This window comes from Pseudomonas syringae (assembly GCF_002157375.1).
Classification (GTDB): domain Bacteria; phylum Pseudomonadota; class Gammaproteobacteria; order Pseudomonadales; family Pseudomonadaceae; genus Aquipseudomonas; species Aquipseudomonas syringae_T.
In genome coordinates this window covers 370,209-393,279 of sequence record NZ_MTSA01000001.1, presented here as the reverse complement: position 1 = coordinate 393,279, position 23,071 = coordinate 370,209, and the positions used below count along the sequence as shown (strand labels likewise).

Genomic DNA, 23,071 nt, shown 5'->3' with positions numbered 1-23,071 from the left:
GTAAAAAGAAACCCCGCGTGGCTACGCGGGGTTTTTTATGGCCCATGAAAAAAGCAGCCATAAGGCTGCTTTCTTCACTACACCGTTGAGTTAATGCGACACCGCGCCGCTGGCACCCAGCCCCGTTTGCGACCGTACGAATTGCGGGTAGAACAAGGCACGCTCGCCCTCTGCCGCTTTCGACTTGTCGGTGATGGAGAAGAACCAGATACCCACGAATGCAATGGCGATGGAGAACAGCGCCGGGTATTCGTAAGGGAAAATGGCTTTAGGGTTGTGCAGGATCTGCACCCAGATGGTCGGCCCGAGCACCATCAATACCACGGCGCTGATCAGCCCCATCCAGCCGCCAATCATGGCACCACGGGTGGTCAGGTTTTTCCAGTACATGGAAAGCAGCAGGACCGGGAAGTTACAGCTGGCCGCCACCGAGAATGCCAGGCCTACCATGAACGCGATGTTCTGACTTTCGAAAGCGATACCCAGAAGAATCGCCACTACAGCCAACGCAATGGTGGTCATCTTCGAGATACGGATCTCATCTTTCTCGTTGGCTTTGCCCGCCTTGATCACGCTGGCGTACAGGTCATGGGACACCGCCGACGCACCGGCCAGGGTCAAGCCCGCAACCACCGCCAGGATGGTGGCGAATGCCACAGCGGAGATGAAGCCCAGGAACAGGCTGCCACCGACCGCATCGGCGAGGTGAACCGCCGCCATGTTGTTACCGCCCAGCAAGGCACCCGCCGCATCCTTGAACGCCGGGTTGGTGCTGACCAGCAGGATCGCGCCGAAACCGATGATGAAGGTCAGAATGTAGAAGTAACCGATGAAGCCAGTGGCATACAGCACCGACTTGCGGGCTTCCTTGGCATCGCTCACGGTGAAGAAGCGCATCAGAATGTGTGGCAGACCGGCAGTACCGAACATCAGCGCCAGGCCCAGCGAGAACGCCGAGATAGGGTCTTTCACAAGGCCGCCAGGGCTCATGATCGCTTCACCTTTGGGGTGAACCTTGATTGCCTCGGAGAACAGCATGTTGAAGTCGAAGTTGACGTGTTTCATGACCATCAGCGCCATGAACGACGCACCGGACAGCAGCATCACGGCCTTGATGATCTGCACCCAGGTGGTGGCCAGCATGCCGCCGAACAGCACATACAGGCACATCAGGATACCGACCAGCACCACCGCGACGGTGTAGTCCAGACCGAACAGCAACTGGATGAGCTTGCCGGCACCGACCATCTGCGCAATCAGATAGAACGCCACCACCACCAGCGAACCGCAGGCAGACAGGGTGCGAATCTCTTTTTGCTTGAGGCGGTAGGACGCCACGTCGGCGAACGTGTACTTGCCCAGGTTACGCAGGCGCTCGGCAATCAGGAACAGAATGATCGGCCAGCCCACCAGGAAGCCGATGGAGTAGATCAGGCCGTCATAGCCGGAGGTGTACACCAGCGCGGAAATACCCAGAAAGGAGGCTGCCGACATGTAGTCACCGGCAATCGCCAGACCATTCTGGAAACCGGTGATCTTGCCGCCTGCCGAGTAATAGTCCGACGCAGTCTTGTTCTTTTTCGATGCCCAGTACGTGATGTACAGCGTGAAAGCGACAAACACGACGAACATGACAATCGCGGCAACGTTGAGGGGTTGTTTCTGTACTGCGCCGGTCAAAGCGTCTGCCGCCCAGAGGGTCGGAGCGAATGCGGCAAGGCCAAGTGCTGCTGATAGGCGCCGGATCATTGCTGAGCCTCCTTCAGGATCGCGTTGTTCAGGTCATCGAATTCGCCGTTTGCACGACGAACATAGATGGCGGTGAGCACGAACGCGGAAAGGATCAGCCCTACCCCTATCGGCATTCCCCAGGTAATGGTCGACGTGGGGCTTAGTTTGGCGCCCAGAATATGGGGTCCGTAAGCAATCAAAAGAATAAAGGCCGCATACAGGCCAAGCATGATCGCCGAGAGAATCCAGGCGAAACGCTCTCTTTTTGAGACCAGCTCCTTGAAACGGGGGCTGTTTTGAATCGAGAGGTAAATGCTGTCGTTCATTGTTTTTGTCCTCGCAGCACAGATGAGATGTTACGTAATGCACTTTAGTCGGGTCCGGCGCGCACTCCAGACGACCTTAGTATTAGAACGACATTAGTCGTCGATCGCGCCACACGCACGGGCGCGACGTACCGCCAGTCGGTCATACCCAAAATACATGGCTCCAGAACTGCAAAAGGCCGCCTGACGATAACGTCAGGCGGCCTTGAGAACCTCATTGCAGAGAGTGTCTGATTATTTGGCGGTCCAGGCAGCGACGCGATCCGGGTGTTTGGCCAACCAGTCCTTGGCAGCCGCTTCAGGTTTTGCACCTTCCTGAATCGCCAGCATGACCTCACCGATTTCGTCTTTGGATGCCCACTGGAATTTCTTCAGAAACGCCACGACGTCTGGCGCTTTCTTCTCCAGGCCGAGGCTGCCGACGCTGTCAACTGTCTCGGCAGCGCCATAGACGCCTTTGGGATCATCCAGGAAGCGCAGCTTCCATTTGGCGAACATCCAGTGCGGCACCCAACCAGTGACGACAATGGATTTTTGCGCCTTCTCGGCACGGGTGAGTTCGGCAATCATGCCCGCGCCGGAACTGGCCTGCAGTTTGTAGCCGTCCAGCCCGTAATCCTTGATGGCCTGATCGGTCTTGAGCATGACCCCCGAACCGGCGTCGATGCCGGTAATCTTCTTGTTGAAAGAGGCATCCGTCTTGAGGTCTTCGATGGTCTTGGCTTTCACGTACTCAGGCACGATGAGGCCGATCTTGGCGTCCTTGAAGTTGGGACCGTAGTTGACGACCTGGTCCTTGTACTTGGCGTAGTACTCACCGTGGGTGCCGGGCAGCCAGGCAGACAGCATCAGGTCCAGCTTGTCGGAGGCCACCGCCTGCCACATGATCCCCGCCGCCACGGATTGCAACTTGACGTCGTATCCCAGCTTTTGCTTGATCACTTCAGAAGCCACGTACGTGGTGGCGACACTGTCGGACCAGCCTTCTACATAACCGATGGTCAGGGTCTTGGTTTCAGCTATCGCCAGCGTGGAGCTGACAGCAACTACCAGAGCGGCGCCCGCCCCCAGTATTTTTCGCATCATCATTGTGGCTTCCCCGGAAGTCTGCACCGACGGTTGTCGGGCATCGTTAACGTTGTTTTTTCAGGACCGCACCCACGCCCGTCTTTGGGGCACGCCGCACCCTGCACGCTTTGATCGACGACGTGCGCAGTGACACACACTGCAACGTCACCTTGATCATCAACCTGCCGGGCCACCCGACATGCTCTGTCTGCGACACCGGGACAACGGGAAACGACAACAGACAGTCAGCAGCGACACGCCGACCGGAAAAACGTCAGGTTTCAGAAGAGGCGGTACATTCAAGCGCGCCAAGGCGCGTCAGGGTTACCGGGGAATGGAGGATCGTCGCACCGTCGTGCAAGTCCGGCTGCGCACCATCCTGGCCCACGCGGCAAAGGAAACAGGATGTGTTACCGCAGCATGACAGTGGCCAGCCTGAACGGGTAACACGGAAACATTTTTTGTGTCACTCAAGCCGCGTGATTTACGCCAATCACACCAACCCTATGTTTTAAAAGGAATTTATAAAACTGGCACGGCTTCTGCTATAGCTCTTGTACAACAAAAACAAGAAATGACGCAGCACCCCATAACAACAATAAGACGTAACGGCTCTGAGACAACAAGAACAACACGGACAGAGACGCAGCTAACAGATTTTTTTGGAGTGGATCAGCTTTACAGGGACCTTTCATAGAAAGGCCTCGCGACCGGGCAGAGAACAACAACACTACCGTCAGGTAGCGCCAGTACCGGTGGGATCATGATGTTGTGCAGACAGATGATTAAAGCAAGTCAGCGCTCAAAAAAATACGTTTGCTCTTGACCCTGAGTGGGGGTCGCGCAAGAACGCTGTAAACGGTTGGCCGCCAACAACAATAACAGGCCGACCGATAACAATAAAAAGAGCACGTAAACACATTGGAGGAGAGCGAAAGCTCTCCTTTGTGCTTTCTGCCGTCCCGCGCGCCTGCCGGTCGCTGAATGCCATGACGCTCAAGACGCCCCAACGGGCTGATCAAAGCAGCTCATTCCCGCTCTGTGCGAAAAATAAACCGCAGACCTGCATTGAAAAATCCCCAGACCGTGTATTGTTCCGTCATATTTACACGGTTAACCGGTGGATGCGGCACTTTGGCACTACACCTTGGTCATAGCCTGCGTATCTCATCAGCACTTCTTTCCCAAGGGATTTAGTCATGCTCCGTTTTCTGCGCTTCGCTACCGTTATAGGTGGCTTGTGTTTAAGTGCGTCCGCTCTGGCGACCAATGTCGACCCCGCCACCTATGGCTATCCGCTGACTAATCCGTTTGAAGCGACCATTGCCACCACGCCGCCCGATCTGCGTCCCGACTTGCCTGACGATGAGGATATCGATCAGGACGTCTACACGCTGAACCTGCACCCTGAACGCGAGTTCACACTGCCGGACAACTTCTGGGCCGTGAAAAAGTTGCACTACCGTCTGGCCAAACAGGACCACGCCGCACCGTTGATCTTCCTGATCGCCGGTACCGGTGCGCCGTATAACAGCACCATCAACGAGTTCCTGAAAAAGCTCTACTACGGCGCGGGCTACCACGTTGTGCAGCTGTCGTCGCCGACCAGCTATGACTTCATGACCTCGGCATCGCGTTTTGCGACCCCGGGCATCTCGTCGGACGATGCAGAAGACCTTTACCGCGTCATGCAGGCCATTCGTGCCCAGCAGGCGAAATTGCCGGTGACCGACTACTACCTCACCGGCTACAGCCTTGGGGCGCTGGACGCCGCCTTCGTCAGCAAGCTGGATGAAACGCGACGCAGCTTCAACTTCAAGAAAGTGTTGCTGCTCAACCCGCCGGTCAACCTGTACACCTCGATCAGTAACCTGGACAAACTGGTCCAGACCAACGTCAAGGGCATCAACAACACCACCACATTCTATGAGCTGGTGCTCGCCAAGCTGACGCGCTACTTCCGGCAAAAAGGTTACATCGACCTGAACGACGCGCTGCTGTTCGACTTCCAGCAGTCCAAACAGCACCTGACCAACGAACAGATGGCCATGCTGATCGGCACGTCATTCCGCTTCTCGTCGGCCGACATCGCGTTCACGTCCGACCTGATCAACCGTCGCGGCCTGATCACGCCACCGAAATTCCCGATTTCCGAAGGCACCAGCCTGACGCCGTTTCTCAAGCGCGCCCTGCAATGCGACTTCGATTGCTACCTGACCGAACAAGTCATCCCGATGTGGCGCGCACGCACCGACGGTGGCAGCCTGCTGCAACTGGTGGATCAGGTGAGCCTGTATGCACTCAAGGACTACTTGCACAGCAACACCAAGATCGCCGTCATGCACAATGCCGACGACGTGATCCTGGGCTCGGGCGACCTGGGCTTCCTGCGCAAGACTTTTGGTGACCGTCTGACCGTCTATCCTTACGGCGGCCACTGCGGCAACCTTAATTACCGCGTCAACACCGACGCCATGCTGGAGTTTTTCCGTGGCTAAACGTCTTTTATTACTTGCTGCTCTGCTCTGTGCCGGCACAGTCCAGGCCGCTGACGCGGATACCAGCAACAAAGCTCAGCACCCGGCCACCGTGGCCCGCCAGACAGACGCGGACGGTTTCACTCAGCCGCTCAAGTCGCTGCAGTTCAACCCGGGGCTGGATCAGCGCGAGTTCGAGCGTGCGTCCATCAACGCGCTGGAAGTCTACGACCCGCTGGAGTCCTGGAACCGTCGGGTCTATCACTTCAATTACCGTTTTGATGAATGGGTGTTCCTGCCGGTCGTTGACGGCTACCGCTATGTCACCCCAGGCTTCGTGCGCAGCGGCGTGAGCAACTTTTTCAGCAACCTGGGCGACGTCTCCAACCTGCTGAACAGCCTGCTGCAGTTCAAGGGCGAACGCTCACTGGATACCACCGGTCGTCTGTTGCTCAATACCACCATTGGCATCGCGGGCCTCTGGGACCCGGCGACCATGATGGGGTTGCCGCGCCAACCCGAAGACTTTGGCCAGACACTGGGCTTTTACGGTGTGCCTGCCGGGCCTTATCTGGTGTTGCCCCTGTTCGGCCCCTCGAACCTGCGTGACACGGGCGGCATGCTGTTCGACTACACCGCTGAAAACCAGATCAACTTCCTGAACGTTGCGGAAGTCAGCAGTGACCATCCGGAAATCACTGTATTGCGCGCGGTTGATCGCCGTTACGTGACCAGCTTCCGCTATGGCCAGTTGAACTCGCCGTTCGAGTACGAGAAGGTCCGTTACGTGTACACCGAGTCGCGCAAACTGCAGGTCGCCGAATAAGCGAGCCGCTTTGAAAAACGGCCAGCCAGGGTGATCGGGCTGGCCGTTTTTTTGTTTCTACAGTCCCTGACAATTCCAGGGCCGAGGCACACTACGCCCTCGGCTCGATACCCCATCAGAAAAGGAATTTCCATGAAGTCGTTCGGTTTCAAGGCAATGGTTGTATGTATCGCGCTGGCCGCTGGCCAGGCCGCCATCCATGTGCAGGCAGCCACCAAGCCTCAGGCTGGCGTACCGGCCGCTGCCGCTCAAAAGGTTTCGCTGCTGGGCGGCAAACTGGCGTTTACCGTGCCTGCGGGCTATGTCGCGGCCGAGATACCGGAAATTGACGAGAAGGCAAAAGCTCAGGGTATATCCGGTATGACCTACACCAACAAGGCTGAAAAGCGGGTAATCATCGTCACTGAGACACCTATCCCGATGGGCGTTGAGGCCAGCGATAACGACGAAATCGTACTGAGTGGCATGGCCACCGGCACGCTTGCTCAACAGCGCACCAGCTACAAGGATTTCAAGAAGCTGAACGAGCGCACGATCCTCAAGAAGAACGGGCTGGGCGTTCGTCAGGTCGATACCTCAGCCACGATGAGCGACATGAAAGTGTTGAGCACTACTGTTTTTGCCGCTTCCGGCTCACGGGCAGCAACACTGAATGTGCTGTCCAGAATCGAGAACCCGAAAGAGCACGCAGCACTGGTTAAAACCGTCATCGGTCAATGAGTTGAACCCCGGATGTTGATGCCGGATTCGGCCATCGGGTCAGTCCACTCGCAGCGCATCGGACAGCAACTCAACCAATACCTGCACCTTGGGCAATGACTCGCGACTGCGCGGCCAGGCCAGGTGCAGATCAAGACCTGCCGTGGCCAGTTGCGGCAGGATCTCTACCAGTTCGCCGCGCTGCAATTGCTCCTTTATCAGCCAGGTCGCCAGTTGCGCAATGCCCCAGGCCGACTTGACCGCCGCAACCTGAGCCTCGCCATTGCCGATCACCAGCCGCGCTTCGACGGCGCGAGCCTCCTGCTGCCCCTGCTCATCAACGAACAGCCAGGGGCTTGTGCTGCCATCCCCGCGACCAAACAGAATGCAGGCATGTCCGGCCAGGTCATCAAAGGTCTGCGGCGTACCGTGCCGATGCAAATACGCCGGGGCTGCGCAGAAGATCACCCGCTCGGTGCCCAGATAACGATGTGCAACGCCGGCAGGCCAGACCTGCGGCCCGCCAATGCGTACCGCCAGATCAATGCCGTCTTCAAGAAGGTCCACGAAGCGGTCGGTGAACGTCACGCGGGGGCGCAGCTTCGGATGCTGGCCCGCGAACTCAAGAATGAGCGGCAGCACATGCAAACGGCCAAAAGTGGCAGGCAAATCGATGCGCAGTTGCCCGGCGGGCTCAGAGCGCTGCGCCGCCAATGCAGTTTCGGCGTCGTCCAGTTCGGCAAGCATACGCGTACACACCGCGTGATAGGTAGCGCCCTCCTCTGTCAGCGCCAGGCTGCGGGTGGTTCGCTCGAACAGTCGCATACCGAGACGGCTTTCCAGACGCGCCACACTTTTGCTGACCGCAGAGTTGGTCAGGTTCAGACGCTCCGCCGCTGCGGTAAAGCTGCCTGCGTGGGCAACGGCGACAAATGTTTCGATGCCTTTGAGGCGGTCTGTGGACAACACGGAAAGCCCTGTTCTTGAATTTAATTCCACAATGTACGGAATATTCGCCAAAGATAGGAAACGATTTCTGCAATAAGCTGGCGGACTTATTTTTTCATGGGTTTGTATCATGCCGTCTCTGGAAACTGCCGCCTCCGGCACCACACGCGAAAGCGCGTCCGGTGCTGGCTTGTCCATCGCGATTCTGGCCCTGGCCGGTTTCGTGATCGTGACCACTGAATTTCTCATCATCGGATTGCTGCCTTCACTGGCGCGCGATTTGGGAATTTCCATCTCGACCGCCGGCTTGCTGGTCACGCTTTTCGCGTTCACTGTCATGCTGTTCGGCCCGCCGCTGACGGCCATGCTGTCGCACCTGGATCGTAAACGAACGTTCATCGTCATCCTGCTGATCTTCGCGGCTTCCAACGCACTGGCGGCAGTTTCGAGCAATATCTGGGTGCTGGCCTTCGCGCGATTCATTCCGGCGCTAGCACTGCCTGTGTTCTGGGGCACCGCCAGTGAAACCGCCAGCCTGCTGGCAGGGCCTAAGCGTGCGGGCAAGGCCGTCGCGCAGGTGTATCTCGGGATTTCCGCTGCCATGCTGTTCGGCATCCCGCTGGGCACGGTGTTTGCCGACGCAGTGGGCTGGCGTGGCGCATTCTGGGCTTTGACCCTGCTGTCTGGCTTGATGGCCGTGCTACTGGCGCTGTCGATGCCGCGCCTGGAGCCCACCGCCAAGGTGGGTCTCGCCGAGCAGGCGAAAATTCTGCGTGACCCGCACTTCATCGCCAATCTGCTGCTGTCGATTCTGCTGTTCACGGCGATGTTCGGTGCCTACACCTACCTCGCCGACACTCTGGAGCGCATCGCCGGTATCGAATCCGCTCAGGTAGGCTGGTGGCTGATGGGCTTCGGTGCCGTAGGACTGATCGGTAACGCGCTGGGCGGCCGTTATGTCGATCAAAGCCCACTGGGCTCGACCGTGGCGTTCGCCCTGCTGCTGGCACTGGGCATGACGGCCAGCGTACCCGCCGCTGGCTCCATGCCGTTGCTGGCTGTGGTGTTGGCGGTCTGGGGCATCGCGCACACCGCATTGTTCCCGATCTGCCAGATCCGCGTCATGAAAGCCGCACCTCAGGCACAGGCCCTGGCCGGTACCCTGAACGTGTCGGCGGCCAATGCCGGTATCGGGCTGGGTTCTATCATCGGCGGCCTGACTATCGAACACCTGGGCCTGGGCGCAGTGGGGTATGTAGCGGCCATCGTGGCGTTACTGGCCATTGCCGTCGCCTGGGTGACCAAGCTTCAGAAAAACAAGGTTTCCGCTTAACACTCAGTTGCCCTTCCTGCATCACCGGTCAACCGGGCTATCACTCATAGTCCGGTTGCCAACGATGCAAACATGCCTCTTCCCTTATGTTTCGTCATATTTTTGAACCGCTTTTACAGCCCTTTCTGTCAGTTAATTGACTCTAAGACAGTCAAGCCTTGCCAAGATGTAGTTATTTGACACTCCCCGGCAAAATACTCTTCCCATGACACTAGTGAACGCTCAAACTCCTGCCTTTCGGTCACGGGGTGGCAATTCTGACCGATTCAAAAGCAATGTTCGGTAAGAAACCATGAGTACATATCACCGCAGGGGACTGGCATTCGCCAAGCGGATTTATGCCCCGAGGATACTCGGTGTCGGCATTGGCTTTTTTACCATTGCCGTGTCTTTGTATTACGTGAATGCTGCGCACTGGGTCTGGTACCTGGCGCTGCTCAACTCATTGATATGGCCACATATCGCCTATCAGATTGCCCGCCGCTCACGGCAGCCCTACGAGGCCGAATGGCGCAACTTGTTGACCGACTCACTGTTCGGCGGCTTCTGGATGGGTGCCATCGGGTTCAGCATACTTCCGTGCGTCACGATCATCGCCATGATGGCCATGCATAACATGGCCGCCGCCGGTCCGCGTCTGATGCTGCAGGGCGTATGCGCACAGGCCCTGGGGGTTCTGATATCGCTGGCGGTGCTCAACCCGGTCGTCAATCTGCAAGGTAATATGGCGCAAATCTACGCCTGCGTACCGGTACTGGTGATCTATCCCATCGTCATCGGCTGGCTGAGCCACCAGGTCACGCTCAAGCTCTGGGAACACCGCAACATCCTGCGCAAACTAAGCCGCACGGACAGCCTGACCGGCCTTCTCAATCATGGCGCGTGGAAGGATCTACTCGATCTGGAATTCACCAAAAGCCAGAACGCCTATCAGAAATGCGTGATTGCCTTGATCGACATCGATCACTTCAAGATCGTCAATGACACTTATGGCCACCTCATGGGTGATACCGTGCTGCAAAATATCAGCGAGGCGCTACTTGGTAACCTGCGCGACTCCGACCTGATCGGGCGCTGCGGCGGGGATGAATTTTGCGTCATTCTGCCCGATACCAGCCTGGTTCAAGCAAGGGAAATCCTTGAGCGCATGCGCCTGGCCATTGATGAAATGACTTACTCGCTGCATTGCGATCTCAGGGTAAGCCTCAGTATCGGCATTGCTGCCTACACGCCGGAAATGTCCGATGCCGCTTCATGGCTGCATGAGGCCGACAAGGCGCTCTACCTCGCCAAAAGCACCGGCCGCAATCGCGTGGTCATCGCCCAGAACGAGTCGCCGGAACAACTGACCCTGGGCGCCAAGGCCTGAGCTTCAACGCCGGTCCTTGAACAGGGTATCGAACAGAGACGAAAAGCTCTCGACCCCCATCGCTTTAAAGAACGCCTTGCGCATGTCGTCGCGCAGGCTTTCCAGGGTTATTTCTTTTGGCTTTACGGCTTTTTTTGTGGGCGTCAGAATGTCCAGGGTGTCACCCTCGCCGGGTGTGTAGGTTTCCTTGGACAAGGTTCTTATATAGTCGTTTTTCTCGCTTTTAAACACGGCGAACTCAGCGCCCAGTGGCTGACTCCTCTCCCCCGACGTTGAAAACCGGTTGATCACTTTTTCCATGAACTCAAAATTATTGTGGCCTATCGCTCCGTAGTCCCTGTCAGTGATAAAGCGAATAAAACCCTGATCCAGCCGCGTCGTCTTTAACGCATCGCCCTCGATAATGCGCTGGGCCGTGGCCGCGTGCCGATCGGTAAAACGGTAGAACACCTTGTGACCTTCCATGTCATAGGTTTTGCCTTGATTATGACGAGACCATACTCTTCCATCATCTTTCTCCCTATACGATGCCAGCCCAAAGGCCAGATCATCGACATAACCCAGATCAGCACCCTGATCAGCCGCCCACTCATAAACGTCGCCCAGTAGCCTTCTATCATCCCGGTTTAAAAAAGAGGCTTGAGGCATCGACGTTCCGCATTCGCTCTTTCCGAGCAAAGGTGCGGAACGATTGGGGTCCACGAGCCCGAACACCCTTTGTTTGAGAAGGGCCTGACCGCTGATGGTCACTGCTGAGTCTGGCGAACTGAATCGCCGGGAAGTATCGGTCAATGTAGACGTAGTTTTTGCTGTCCTTTTGTCATCAAGTTGTTGCGCGGCGATCAGTGCTTCTGCGCCAGAACTTATAACTCGCATAATGCTGACTCCTGATGGATCAAGTCCCTGGCAGCGATCGCCGAAGGCTCACCATCACTGGGTTAAAAGAGAATGATGAGTACTCGCCTGAACTCATCAAACTTAAGAACACTCATTCGACTGGGACCTAACGCCATACTCGGCGTATTGCCGACAGAGACCCACACACTCGTGGAACATCGCAGCACCCGAACAGCGCAGGTTCAATCAATCGAAAGTTCAAACGAAGACAGGTTCTTCAACAACCACTCGGGGGTGTGAACCTTAAGCAATGCGGTGATGGGCTGTTCCATGATCAACTTGCCGTACAGGGCTTCTTCCTGTTCCAGGTAGGCCAGTTGAACGGCGCGGTAATCCAGCGGATAGATGCTTTTCTCAATGGGCAGCAAACGGTCGAAGTGTTCGAGCAAACCATGAAAGACAAGCCGTCGCTCGACAGTGTTTCGTGTGGTGGCGATGAGTTTGACGAAATACTCGCCGTCCTGACGCCGCAACGCTTCAAAGGCGGCATAACGCTCGACCAGTGTGTGCATTGAGGCATCATCGAACACGATGCAGCACAGGTCCTCTCGCAGCCTATCCTTGAAAGGGTTGTCGACTTCGGGTCGGCGACAATGCTTGCCGAGTGCGAATTGCACCGCCCGCTCGGCCAGCCACTGGCGCTTGCGCCCTTTCAGCCGTTCGACGTCCTGCAGCAGCGGCGACAGACGCCCCGAGGAACGGAGCTGTCGAGAAAGCTTCACGAACACGCCAACGGGACCCGACAGTTGTGCCTGTTGCTCGACGAGTTGCACGACAGACAGTGCGGCCTGCCGGGTGGCGAGGCGATGGAAGTCCGTCGTCAGATTCAAGCCAGGCCGATGCGGATCCAGCCGCAATGACTGATCGGATTCTGATTCGCTCCGAAGAAAACAAACAGTCATGAGTTGCTCCTTTTTATTGTTGACGATAGGGCGTGCAAGCAAGTCTTTTAACACCATACGTTTCGGATAAGTAGCCGATGCCTGCACATTCAGCAACGACAGCGCACTAGGCATAAGTAGACGCTGCCCGGCAGCGCTACTGCCCTGCTGACTGAACTAGTAAACAGCAGAAGTGACAGAACTCATTATGTAGCGAATCACGCGTTACACAATCCTACAGATGTAGGGGGTCAAAGTTTTTCCTGGGCAGCAGCAAAGAAACACAACGAGCCATGAGCTCGACACGCGTCTTTACCTGATTCTTTCTGAGCAGCGAAGACACGTGGTCACGCACGGTATAGTCACTGATACTGAGCTGCCTGGCTATTTCCTTGTTCGTACAGCCCTGCAGTAACAGGCCGAGTACCTCTTGCTCTCTGATTGTCACCGACATGATCTTCCCTCTTGCCATCATTTTGCCTAAAGGCAATTCTTGTAGGATGCTTCTTACATCTGTCCTCCATGACTTGAATACTGAATCGGCACAGAGATCGTTTTATTGAGTATTGTTTTCGCGCTTCTCCCGATTACGTAGCCTGACGCACAGAAAGAACAAGCCCATGTGTAAGAAAGTTCTTACCAACAGCTAAGTACCAAAGAAATTTCCTACACCATATAAGGAACAATCACTGCGACTTGTGTATAAAAATCGCAAACAGGCGATCCGTATGAATAGCTCATACTGGACAAACTCGAGAACAAACCATATTAAAAGCGTCAGTGATATAGACAGGCGCAAGATAGACTTGAGCAAACAGAATTACAATCAGTTGTTACAATTGAAACCGGTGAAGAGCAAACTTTCCTGATATCCGTTATGTGACCACTCCGCCCACGAAGGTGAGCGGAGGGATGTCACGGTGTTTCGAGCAGACACTGCAACTGTCCGGTGATTGTTATCCGGCTTTGCAGCCTTCGATAGCGTCCACGCTGACTCCACGGCGCAGGCCGAACACCGCAGCGGTCGTCAGGCCCACGATGCCCATGATCACGCTGTACCACACGCACACCCAGAGATTCCAGGGCATCAGTGCGATCAGCAGCAGCGGCGTGGTGCTGGCCCAAAACGCATAGGCGATGTTGTAGGTGAAGGAAATACCCGACACGCGAATGTGTGCGGGGAACAGTCCGACCATCACCGAAGGCACCACCCCGACGATTCCGCAGCCAAGGCCGGCAATCGCATAGGCAAGACCGAGCGGCAGCCATTGCTGGATGAGACTGGCGTAAAGCACGCCGATCCCCGCTGGCAGCAGCAGGCTGTAGATCATGACCCCGCGCCAGGCACCGATGCGGTCGACCAGCATGCCGGCCAGCACGCAACCGATATTGAGAAACACGATGCCGACAGCGCTCAGGGTAAAGGTCTGGCTGGCGCTGATGCCAAAGCGCTGCTGCATGACGGTCGGGGTGATCACCACCAGCACGACCACGGCAGAGGTCAGCACGAACGTCAGCAAGGCTGCGGGCAGCAGAGACCGTCGGTGATTACGCAAGACCTGGCCCAACGGCAGTTCTGGCGTATTTTCACGCTGGGCGTGCATGGCGATGAACACCGGCGTTTCACTCAGACAGCGTCGGAGCCAGACCCCCACCACGCCGAACACGCCCCCCAGCAGAAAAGGGATACGCCAGGCCCATTCAAGAATCTCTGCCGGGCTGAAGACGCGCGCCAGCCACGTGGCGGTCAGCGCGCCGAGCAGATAACCGAAGGTCAACCCCGCTTGCAGCACCCCGAGTGCGTAACCTCGATGCCCTGTGGGGGCATGTTCCGCCACGAAGGCCCAGGCACTTGGCACCTCGCCACCGACCGCAGCGCCCTGCAGGATACGCAATGCCAGCAGCACCAGCGGCGCCCAATAGCCGATCTGTGCGTAAGTGGGCATGACGCCGATCAGCAGACACGGCAGCGCCATCATCAGGATACTGAGGCTGAACACCCGCTTGCGCCCTAAGCGGTCGGCGAAATGCGCCATCAGGATCCCGCCCAGCGGGCGTGCAAGGTAACCGGTCACGAAGATCCCGAAGCTTTGCAGCAGGCGCAGCCACTCGGGCATGTCGGGCGGAAAAAACAGCTGGCTGAGGGTCAGCGCAAAAAAGACGAAGATGATGAAGTCGTAGATTTCCAGCGCCCCGCCCAACGCCGCAAGACTCAGGGTCTTGTAATCGGCTTTGGTGAACGGTTGGGGAGTGGGTTGAACGATGGCCGTCATGAAGCCCCCGAAACATGGCTGAAAAAAGCGTCTGGCGCTCACAGGGCGCGAAGAATAGCAAAGCTTGCAGCGCGTGTACTGCGAAGTTCCGCACCCGGCACACGCGAATCCACTGACTTAGAAATTGACCGACGCGGATAATCTGGCGGTTCTGGGCGCGCCCATGAACAGGTAATCGTCGCCCAGGTACTCACCGGCATCGCGCCAGTAGCGCTTGTCGAACACATTGTCGACGGTGAAGCGCAAAACAGTGTCGTACCCGCCCACCTGAGTGCTGTATCGACTGCCGATGTTGAACAGCGCGTAGTCATTGACCTGCACCGAGCCTTCGCGATCAGCGTATTTGCTGGCGCTGTACTGCACGCCGCCGAGTAACGCCAGGCCGCGAATCGGCAGGCTGTAATCGGCTTGCAGCGTACCGCGGTACTTGGGCACGTTGAGCGCCTGATGGCCTTCATAAGCCTCGGTGCCGCTGCCGTCGACCCGAGCCTTAATGGCCGCCGCACTGGCGGACACCTGCAAGCGGTCGGTCAACCAGCAGCTCGCGCCCAGTTCCAGCCCTGTGTTTTTCTGTTCGCCCTGCTGCACGTAGGTAAAGGTGCCGTCATCGTTGGGCCGGGAATACTGGTAGGCCTGACGGGCCTGAAACAGCGCTGCCGTGAAGCTCATGCGTTGCCAGTCATACTTGATGCCCGCTTCGAGCTGACGCGAGACCGTCGGCGCGAGGGTTTCGCTCGCATTGGTGGTGAACCAGGCCGCTGTCCCGCCCAGCGAAAGGCCCTTGCTGTAGCGGGTGTACAACGAAACGTTGTCCAGCGGCATGTAGATCAGCGCGGCTTGGGGCAGGAACACGTAGCGTTCGGTGTGCCGCGCGTCGCTGCCGTCTTCGTTGAACGCCTGCTCGTCGAGCCGTACCTGACGTCCGCCGAGCACGGTTTGCCAGTGTTCGTTGAAGCTGATCCGGTCGGTGACGAACAGCCCGTACTGGCGGCTGTCCAGGCGGCGCTCGGTGTGCGGCAGAGGCAGGCTGGACGGCTCGACCGACTCAGGCGGTTCATTGATGTTGCCCGAGCCCACAAATTCGTTGAAGGTGCCGCGCGTGTCCACGGTGCGGCGGTAGGCACTGGTGCCGAAAGTCAGTTGATGTTCGAGAGCCCCGGTCGCGAATGTGCCAGACATCGCCGCCTCGACCTCATCGTTGCGACGCGTGTCGTCGGGGCTGCGGAAGTCATAGATGTCGTAACCGCCTTCGGCGCTGAAGTGGTTGGGCACGGCCTCTGTCGCACAACTGGCCGAACCGTAGCAGCCCCAGGCGAAGGCGCTGTAGTCATCAATGACCACCCGGCTGCGCGACGCGCTGAGGCTGCCCTTCCAGCTGTCGTTGAATTGGTATTCGAACCGCCCGTTCATGTTCAACGAGTCAATGCCTACCGGGTTGGACCAGGACTGATAACCCAACAACTTACGTGGCGAAGCGTCGTGAGGCAGCGCGGTGCCGCCAAGCAGCTGATAGCCGGGCACCGAGCGCTGTTGTTTGTTCTGGTACTCGACGTCCAGTTGCAGCGAGGCACGCTCGCTGATGGTCCAGTCAAACGCCAGCGAGGCAAAATCACGCTGGCCGTCGGCGTGCTCCACGTACGAGCGAATGTCTTCATGAGCCAGATTGGCGCGCAGGCCGAACTGTTGTTCGCTGCCGAACCAGCCGCCGATATCGGTCGCGAGGTAACGCTCGCCATGCTCATTGGTGGAGACCGTCACAGAGCGGACGTCCTGCGGGCGCTTGGTCTGATAATTGACGACGCCGCCAGGTTCGGACACGCCGCTCTGCAGGCCAGACAACCCTTTGAGCAACTCGACCTGCTGCTTGTTTTCCAGTGCAACATTTTGCTCGCCGGCAATGCTGCGACCATTGATGCGATAGCTGTTGGCTGCGTTCAACGCAAAGCCACGCACCACAAAATTTTCGTAATACCCCACCGGTGCATAGCCGTCGCCTACCGACGCGTCGTTGCGCAGCACGTCGCTCAGCAGTTTTGCCTGACGGTCCTTGATCAGCGCTTCGCTGAAGACCGAAACCGACGCGGGCGTGTCCAGCAATGCTTGCTCAGACCCGGCGACCGAGGCGCGATCAGCTTTATAGTCGGACCTGCTGTCCTGCTCGCTGAAGCCCGTCACATTGACCGCCTCCAGACTGACCGGCTCGGCAGCCAGCAGCGGCGAGGCCACGGCCATGCCCAGAGGCAACAAACGCCAGGCGTAACGCATGGCAGGTCGGTAGGGCGTACTCATCGATCAGACTCCGCAAGGACAGGCGCCCGGACAGACGCGATGCACCTTCCGGCAGGGGCAACCTTTTACGTTCACCACCGTTTTTTTTCAACCTTTACGTGCAGTCAGCGGTTAAACACATTGCACTGGAAAACATCGCTGACAAAACAGGCAACACACACGCGGGTGCAAAAAGCGCAGCGGAGCGAAATAATTAAGCGTGAATTAAGTAAGCGTGGCTAATCTGAATTCAACAAAACCGCTGAACTCATCAGGGTTTCACGAATCCATTAAAACAGATCAATCAGAAGGAACACCGTATGAAACGTATGTCTGCCCTCTTCGCTGCTGTTGCCCTTACTGCTGCTGCCGGTGTTGCTCAAGCCGATATCGGTCCCGATGAAGTAGTACGCTTGCACAAGGCCGGCACAGTCGGTGATTTCGAACAGTTCAACAAAGATGCGCTGGCCGCCCACCCCGGTTTCACGATTCACGACACCGAGCTGGACAAAACCGCCACCGGCCAACTTGTTTACCAGATCGAACTCAAAGGCCCTAATCGCGTTGAATGGAACTACGACGTTGACGCCAAGACGGGCAAAGTGATGCGTGACGCGGAAGACCATTAATCCCGCAGCCTGATACTTGAATCAGGCCTGTAGCGCGCATAAGAAAATTCCCACGTAATTGTGGGAATTTTCGTTTTAGGCCTTTAATGCTTTATTACTTGGCCAACCCAACCTTCAGCACACTTCCCTTGTCGTCATCGGTCAACAGGTACAAGTAACCGTCCGGCCCCTGACGCACATCGCGTATACGCTGTTTCATATCTTTGAGCATCCGCTCCTCATGAACGATCTTGTCGCCATCGAATTGCAGCCTGATCAGTTCTTCGGTGGCCAGCGCGCCGATGAACAGGTTGTGATCCCAGTCCTTGATCAGGCTGTGGTCATAAAACGCCATGCCGCTGACGCCCGGTGACACTTCCCAGACCTGGAACGGTACTTTAGTGCCTTCGACAAACTTGCCTTTGGCTTCTGGAATCGGCTCGCCCGAGTAATTGATACCGTGGGTTGCAAGCGGCCAGCCGTAGTTCTGACCACGCTCGATGATGTTCAACTCGTCGCCGCCCTTGGGGCCGTGCTCATTGGTCCACACTGTGCCGGTCCACGGATTCAGCGCTGCACCCTGCTGGTTGCGGTGTCCGTAGGACCATATCTCGGGGCGGACGTTTTTCTGTCCCACAAAAGGGTTGTCTTTCGGCACGCTGCCATCCGGGTAGATACGCACCACTTTGCCTTGCAGCTTGTCCAGGTCTTGTGCGGTAGGCCGATCATTGTTCTCGCCCAGCGCGATAAACAGGTAACCGTCGCGATCAAAGACCATCCGCGCGCCAAAATGATTGCCGACCGACAGTTTAGGTTGCTGGCGGAAGATCACTTCAAAGTCTTCCAGCCGGGTCATGTCAGCCGACAGACGACCACGGCCTGCCGCGGTGCCTGCCGTGTCGCCTTCGGCGGCGGTTTTGCCGCTGCCCTCGGAATAGGTCAGGTACACCATGCGGTCCTTGGCGAAGTCCGGCGAAAGCACGACATCAAGCAGGCCACCTTGCTTACGCGCCCAGACTTCCGGCACGCCGGAAAGCGGTTTGGACAGCTTGCCGTCAGCCGACACCAGGCGCAGGTTGCCGGAACGCTCGGTCACCAATATGCCCTGCCGGTCAGGTAAGAACGCCAGCGCCCACGGATGGTCCAGCCCTTCAGCCACTGAGCTGACCGTCACAGTGCCCAGCTCGCTTTTGTATTGTTCCGTGGCAGCGTTCGCCGCCATCGGCAGGCTCAGAACGGCCGCTGTACACCATGTCGCGATCAGGGTTTTTTTAAGCATGAGCGTTTCCTTATGCATTGAGTCGGCGTCCCGTCAGGCAACGGGACCGCTTGATTGAAAATTCAGTTGCCGCGTTTGGGGTCGGTTGTCGGCGTGGACGGACGCGGTGCCGTCTGGCGCGTCGGGTAACCGTTTCCGATGCCGCCGTTCTCCAGGGTGGGTTTGCGCACGGGTGGCGCAATGTTGGGACCGGGGGCACGCGGCGTGCTCGATTCTGTGCCTTGACGGCTGTTGGGGTTGGACCGTTTGATCGGGCTGTTGTAGGGGTTGCTGGAGGCACCGTTGTTCAGGGTGCTGTTCGGCAAGGTCTGCGCCTGAATGGCGCTGACACCGGCCAGTGCCACGAGCACAACGCCCACACACTTGCGCACAAAACTGTTCATCACATACCTCTGGGTACAGGTGAAGACTCCGGGTAACGATGGAGACTCAGCCCTTTGATGGCAACCGAGGCGTCAGGTTCGACCCGAGACCGTCGATGAGCAAGTAAAGCGATGCGCGAGTTTGTAACAAGGATGGTCAAAGCCCGATGCGCCTGTAAAGCAAGACGCCAGGCAGGCGATGTTTTCCGCACGACCTGAGCCGGCAGGCAAGGTTTTGTACGAAAAGTCGGCGAGCAAAGGTCAGGCAAGGCAAAAACAGACGAGGAAGCGGAGTCTGTGTGTTGTAAATGAGCATTCTGAGCCTGTTTTTAACGCAGCATCACCGAGCGCAGCCACTTTCGTACAGAGCCTAGGAGCAGGCACTGGCCGGCTTCAAAGGCATGCTGAAGGTGAATACGGTGCCGCCCTCGTGCGTTGAGTTCACCTCAAGCGTGCCACCGTGGGCCAAGGCTATCTGGCTGGCGATATACAGACCCAGCCCCAGTCCGGCCTGCGGTTCACTGGTGATAGGCCGCGAGTAAGGCAGGAACAGTTGCGAGCGAACCGACTCGGGAATGGGCTCGCCCTGATTGGCAACGCTGAGCACAAACAGATCGCCGCGTACTCCGGCAACCACCTCGACCGAGCTTTCGGAGGCGCCATGAGTGATTGCGTTGGACACCAGGTTGGAGAGCAATTGGGCGATCCGCTCATGGTCACAGCGAATAAGCTCCAGCGCTCCGATGTCCGATCGAATCAGCCGGTCTGGATGCACACGCTGTATCTCGGACACAACATGCTCAAGCGTTTTATCCAGACCATGAGCGTTCTGGATGCTCAACGGAATGCCATGCCCCATACGGCCGCGGGCGAAATCCAGCACATCATCGACCAATTGCGAGGCACGATTGCCCGACGTCAGGATGTGCCGGGCAACCTGCAGCGTCTTGTCATCCAGCGGGCGGCGCAACAGCAGCTCGGCGCTCGCATTGATGGCGAACAGCGGATTACGCAAGTCATGCCCCAGAACCGCGATGAACTGATCACGCAGTTCGGCCACTTCCCGTTCGGCCAGCAGATCAGCCTGCACCCGCTGCATGTTTTCCTCGGCCTCGATCTGCAACGCCAACAGGCGCGCGAACGACACCATCATAGCCTCGATAGGCGTGCCGGTCAGTTTGGCGGGTTTGGGGTCCAGCGCGCAGATGGTGCCGAAAAAACTGCCATCGGTGAGAAAAATGGGTATCGATATGTAGCTCTGAAAGTTGTAGCGACGCGGCGTGTGATGCGCGCAGAACAGCTTGTCCTCAGCGACGTGATCAATCACCACAGGCTTATGAGAGGAACGTATTTCGTGGCAGATGGTGCTGGTCAGCTCCAGTTCGCCTCCGGGTTTCAACCCGAAACCGAGGTTGTCCAGAACTGCGCAGGCCGTCCAGGAATCTTCGGTTACACGCGCCACTGCCGCGAACCCCAAGCCGGTGGATTCGGTAATGACTTGCAGGATCGCCGGCACTGCGCTGATCCGGCTGATCGTGGCTACATCATGTGAAATGGATTGCCGCATGTAAGACCTGTTTTAGCCTGGAGGTAATGGCGCAGCACGGCATTCTACGTGCCTGGCGCTTTTTATGCGCTCACGGATCAGCCCGTATGAGCACCGCACGCGGGGCAAAACTGCCGTTGCGTCAACACCTGCTTATACGGCGGGCCGCGGAAAAGTAACCGTGAAGGTCGTGCCTGCTTCGGCCGAGGAACTGACCGTCACCTCGCCCAAGTGCGCCCGAACGATCTCACGAACGATGAACAGGCCAAGCCCGACGGTTCGGGTTTCATCGCTGTCGTTGACCACATGCATCACAGGCTCATAAAGATCGTCGACCTTCTCCAGCGGGATAGGCTCGCCAAAATTGTGTACCGAGAGCTTGATCAGGTAAGTCTCGAAGGACGAGGTGATCAGAATGTCGCTGCCCTCCGTGCCATAGTTGACGGCGTTGCTGACCAGATTCCCGAGCACCTGCAGCAGGCGATCCGGATCAGCCGAGCACGCGCCCTGCCCTTCGCGGCGATGAGTCAGCACGCGATGAGGAAAAGCGTGACGCTGCTCTTCTACGCCTCGGGCGACAACGGCATGCAGGTCGATAGGCTGGGGGAGTACGGCAATGCCGCTGCCGACTCGGGCATGGGTGAAATCCAGCAAGTCGACAATCATGCGCTCGGCACGGTCGGTCGAATGGTGAATATGCCCCAGAATCCGCTCCTGCCGCGACTCGAGCTGAGTCCGCTCCAGCAGCCCGGCAGCCATCTTGATGGCCGCCAGTGGATTGCGCAGGTCATGGCTGACAATGCCGATCATCTGTTCGGCAAAAATCGCGCGTATTTCTGCTTCGGCATGGGCCAGACGCAGGCGGTTGCGCGCCGAGGTCAACTCGGTCTGAACCGTCATCTGATGCTGCAGCAGCTCTTCCGCCATTTTGCGTGATGCCAGCAATTCACGTTCGTACTTGTTACGCTCCTCGGCCAGAAACACCGCCACCTCGTGCAGGAACCCCGACGGGTACTCGCGGCGCACGGCGTTGAGCATCATGGGCACGGCATGGCCATCGGCATGAAGCAGTTCGACTTTGACTTCGGCAATCGAGCCCTGGGTCTGCAACAGCGGAGCCCAGTGGGTCTGCAGAAAGACTTTTCCCGCAAGGTTCAGCAGGTCCTGAAAACGGCGGCCCAGAACCGCCTCGCGCTCCAGGCCCAGCCAGCGGCAGAAGGTCAGGTTGGCACGCTCGATGGTGCCGTTCGGCAGGGTCACGACCAGCCCGCAGGCCGCATGCTCGTAAAGGTCTTCCGTGACCGGCAGGCTCACCTGTTCAACCGGCATGTGCAGCGCTCTCGTAAGACACCAGAAATTGATTCATGGCCGTGATGCAGTCTTGCGGCGCGCTCATGTGCGGGTAATGCCCTACGTTGTCGATCATGTACAAGGTGCTGTCGGGGATGACCCGGTGCAGATATTCACCCACCTGAACCGGCACCACAAGGTCATCACTGCTTTGCAGGATCAGCGTTTTACTGGTGAGCCTTTCGACATCGGCACGATGATCAGACAGAAATGTCACCCGGGCGAACTGCTTGGCGATCTCGGCATTGGTGCGGCACAGACTGCTGGCCAGCTCCTCGCTCAACTCCGGCCGGTCCGAGGCGCCCATAAGGGTGGGCGCCATCGTACTGGACCAGCCCAGGTAGTTGCTTTCGAGGGTTTCCAGCAATGAATCGACATCGGCGCGCGTGAATCCCCCCACGTAATCACCGTCGTTGAGGTAGTGAGGTGACGGGCCGACCATGATATGGCCGTCGAACCGGCCAGGTGATTGAAGCTCGGCGAGTACGGCAATCATGCAACTGACCGAGTGCCCGACATGGATGACGGGCCCGCTGTCGGCAAACTCGCTCACCACTTCCAACAGGTCAGTTGCGTAGCCCTTGAGCGAGGCATATTTGTGCGGATACCAGGCCGAAACTTCCGACTGACCACTGCCCACCAGATCAAACAGCACGACTTTGAAGCGCTCGGCGAAGTGCGGCGCCATGAACCGCCACATGTGCTGATCGCAACCAAATCCATGAGCGAAAATCAGGGTGGCCGGTCCCTCGCCCATGACATTGACGTTATTGCGCTGCTGGACCGACATATCAGGCTCCGAAAAAATGACCACGCCACCGCCACGGTGT

General features: G+C 57.6%; 19 protein-coding genes and 1 pseudogene. 6 read left to right on the top strand and 14 right to left on the bottom strand.

Annotated elements, in window-relative coordinates:
* Nucleotides 1–90: 90 nt before the first annotated feature.
* From BW686_RS01760 to BW686_RS01750, 3 genes are all read right to left on the bottom strand, one after another.
* Entirely contained in the window at nt 91–1,749 is a 1,659-nt protein-coding gene (locus BW686_RS01760) for a cation acetate symporter (RefSeq protein WP_084913928.1), read from the bottom strand.
* Nucleotides 1,746–2,057 carry a DUF485 domain-containing protein gene (locus BW686_RS01755; RefSeq protein WP_002552552.1) on the bottom strand — a complete coding sequence of 104 codons (312 nt, stop codon included), beginning with the start codon at nt 2,055–2,057 and terminating at the stop codon, nt 1,746–1,748. The genes BW686_RS01760 and BW686_RS01755 overlap by 4 nt, the downstream gene beginning before the upstream one ends.
* A 234-nt stretch (nt 2,058–2,291) precedes the next feature.
* Nucleotides 2,292–3,146: a glycine betaine ABC transporter substrate-binding protein gene (locus BW686_RS01750; protein ID WP_084913927.1), complete on the bottom strand. Its 855-nt coding sequence runs from the start codon at nt 3,144–3,146 to the stop codon at nt 2,292–2,294.
* A gap of 1,178 nt (nt 3,147–4,324) precedes the next feature.
* Between BW686_RS01750 and BW686_RS01740 the strand changes: the two genes are divergently transcribed.
* From BW686_RS01740 to BW686_RS01730, 3 genes are all read left to right on the top strand, one after another.
* Nucleotides 4,325–5,623, top strand: a complete 1,299-nt coding sequence (locus BW686_RS01740) for a serine/threonine protein kinase (RefSeq protein ID WP_084913925.1) — start codon at nt 4,325–4,327, stop codon at nt 5,621–5,623.
* Nucleotides 5,616–6,428, top strand: a complete 813-nt coding sequence (locus BW686_RS01735; protein WP_084913924.1) for an MlaA family lipoprotein — start codon at nt 5,616–5,618, stop codon at nt 6,426–6,428. Before BW686_RS01740 ends, BW686_RS01735 begins: the two co-directional genes overlap by 8 nt.
* Before the next feature lie 132 nt (nt 6,429–6,560).
* Nucleotides 6,561–7,148 (top strand): polyribonucleotide nucleotidyltransferase, encoded by a 588-nt coding sequence (locus BW686_RS01730; RefSeq protein WP_084913923.1) that lies wholly within the window; start codon nt 6,561–6,563, stop codon nt 7,146–7,148.
* Between the two features lie 39 nt (nt 7,149–7,187).
* On the opposite strand, the gene BW686_RS01725 is transcribed toward BW686_RS01730, so the two are convergent.
* On the bottom strand, nt 7,188–8,096 hold the full coding sequence (locus BW686_RS01725) for a LysR family transcriptional regulator (RefSeq protein WP_084913922.1): 909 nt from the start codon (nt 8,094–8,096) through the stop codon (nt 7,188–7,190).
* A 109-nt stretch (nt 8,097–8,205) separates the two neighbouring features.
* On the opposite strand from BW686_RS01725, the gene BW686_RS01720 reads away from it, so the two are divergent.
* Both BW686_RS01720 and BW686_RS01715 read left to right on the top strand, forming a co-directional pair.
* Nucleotides 8,206–9,408 carry an MFS transporter gene (locus BW686_RS01720; protein ID WP_084913921.1) on the top strand — a complete coding sequence of 401 codons (1,203 nt, stop codon included), beginning with the start codon at nt 8,206–8,208 and terminating at the stop codon, nt 9,406–9,408.
* Nucleotides 9,409–9,700: 292 nt separating this feature from the next.
* Nucleotides 9,701–10,777, top strand: coding sequence for a diguanylate cyclase (locus tag BW686_RS01715; protein ID WP_084913920.1), 1,077 nt, complete (start codon nt 9,701–9,703; stop codon nt 10,775–10,777).
* A gap of 3 nt (nt 10,778–10,780) precedes the next feature.
* Here BW686_RS01715 and BW686_RS01710 read toward each other — a convergent pair whose 3' ends face one another.
* The 5 genes and pseudogenes from BW686_RS01710 to BW686_RS01690 form a co-directional block, all read right to left on the bottom strand.
* Nucleotides 10,781–11,653 carry a hypothetical protein gene (locus BW686_RS01710; RefSeq protein WP_084913919.1) on the bottom strand — a complete coding sequence of 291 codons (873 nt, stop codon included), beginning with the start codon at nt 11,651–11,653 and terminating at the stop codon, nt 10,781–10,783.
* Between the two features lie 203 nt (nt 11,654–11,856).
* Nucleotides 11,857–12,576 (bottom strand): hypothetical protein, encoded by a 720-nt coding sequence (locus BW686_RS01705; protein ID WP_102047993.1) that lies wholly within the window; start codon nt 12,574–12,576, stop codon nt 11,857–11,859.
* 197 nt (nt 12,577–12,773) lie between these two features.
* Nucleotides 12,774–13,030 (bottom strand): annotated as a pseudogene (locus tag BW686_RS01700) (helix-turn-helix domain-containing protein).
* Between the two features lie 481 nt (nt 13,031–13,511).
* Nucleotides 13,512–14,828 (bottom strand): MFS transporter, encoded by a 1,317-nt coding sequence (locus BW686_RS01695; protein ID WP_084913918.1) that lies wholly within the window; start codon nt 14,826–14,828, stop codon nt 13,512–13,514.
* 117 nt (nt 14,829–14,945) lie between these two features.
* Nucleotides 14,946–17,117, bottom strand: a complete 2,172-nt coding sequence (locus tag BW686_RS01690; protein ID WP_084913917.1) for a TonB-dependent siderophore receptor — start codon at nt 17,115–17,117, stop codon at nt 14,946–14,948.
* A 299-nt stretch (nt 17,118–17,416) separates the two neighbouring features.
* On the opposite strand from BW686_RS01690, the gene BW686_RS01685 reads away from it, so the two are divergent.
* Complete coding sequence (locus BW686_RS01685; RefSeq protein ID WP_084913916.1) at nt 17,417–17,725, top strand: PepSY domain-containing protein; 309 nt, start codon at nt 17,417–17,419, stop codon at nt 17,723–17,725.
* Between the two features lie 94 nt (nt 17,726–17,819).
* On the opposite strand, the gene BW686_RS01680 is transcribed toward BW686_RS01685, so the two are convergent.
* From BW686_RS01680 to BW686_RS01660, 5 genes are all read right to left on the bottom strand, one after another.
* Complete coding sequence (locus BW686_RS01680) at nt 17,820–18,983, bottom strand: PQQ-dependent sugar dehydrogenase (RefSeq protein ID WP_084913915.1); 1,164 nt, start codon at nt 18,981–18,983, stop codon at nt 17,820–17,822.
* 62 nt (nt 18,984–19,045) lie between these two features.
* The gene (locus tag BW686_RS01675; RefSeq protein WP_084913914.1) at nt 19,046–19,366 is read right to left on the bottom strand and encodes a hypothetical protein; all 321 of its coding nucleotides are present in this window, start codon (nt 19,364–19,366) and stop codon (nt 19,046–19,048) included.
* A 349-nt stretch (nt 19,367–19,715) separates the two neighbouring features.
* Nucleotides 19,716–20,912 (bottom strand): GAF domain-containing sensor histidine kinase, encoded by a 1,197-nt coding sequence (locus BW686_RS01670; protein ID WP_084913913.1) that lies wholly within the window; start codon nt 20,910–20,912, stop codon nt 19,716–19,718.
* Nucleotides 20,913–21,044: 132 nt separating this feature from the next.
* Nucleotides 21,045–22,220, bottom strand: coding sequence for a PAS domain-containing sensor histidine kinase (locus BW686_RS01665; protein WP_084913912.1), 1,176 nt, complete (start codon nt 22,218–22,220; stop codon nt 21,045–21,047).
* Complete coding sequence (locus BW686_RS01660) at nt 22,210–23,031, bottom strand: alpha/beta fold hydrolase (RefSeq protein ID WP_084913973.1); 822 nt, start codon at nt 23,029–23,031, stop codon at nt 22,210–22,212. Before BW686_RS01660 ends, BW686_RS01665 begins: the two co-directional genes overlap by 11 nt.
* Nucleotides 23,032–23,071: the final 40 nt, after the last annotated feature.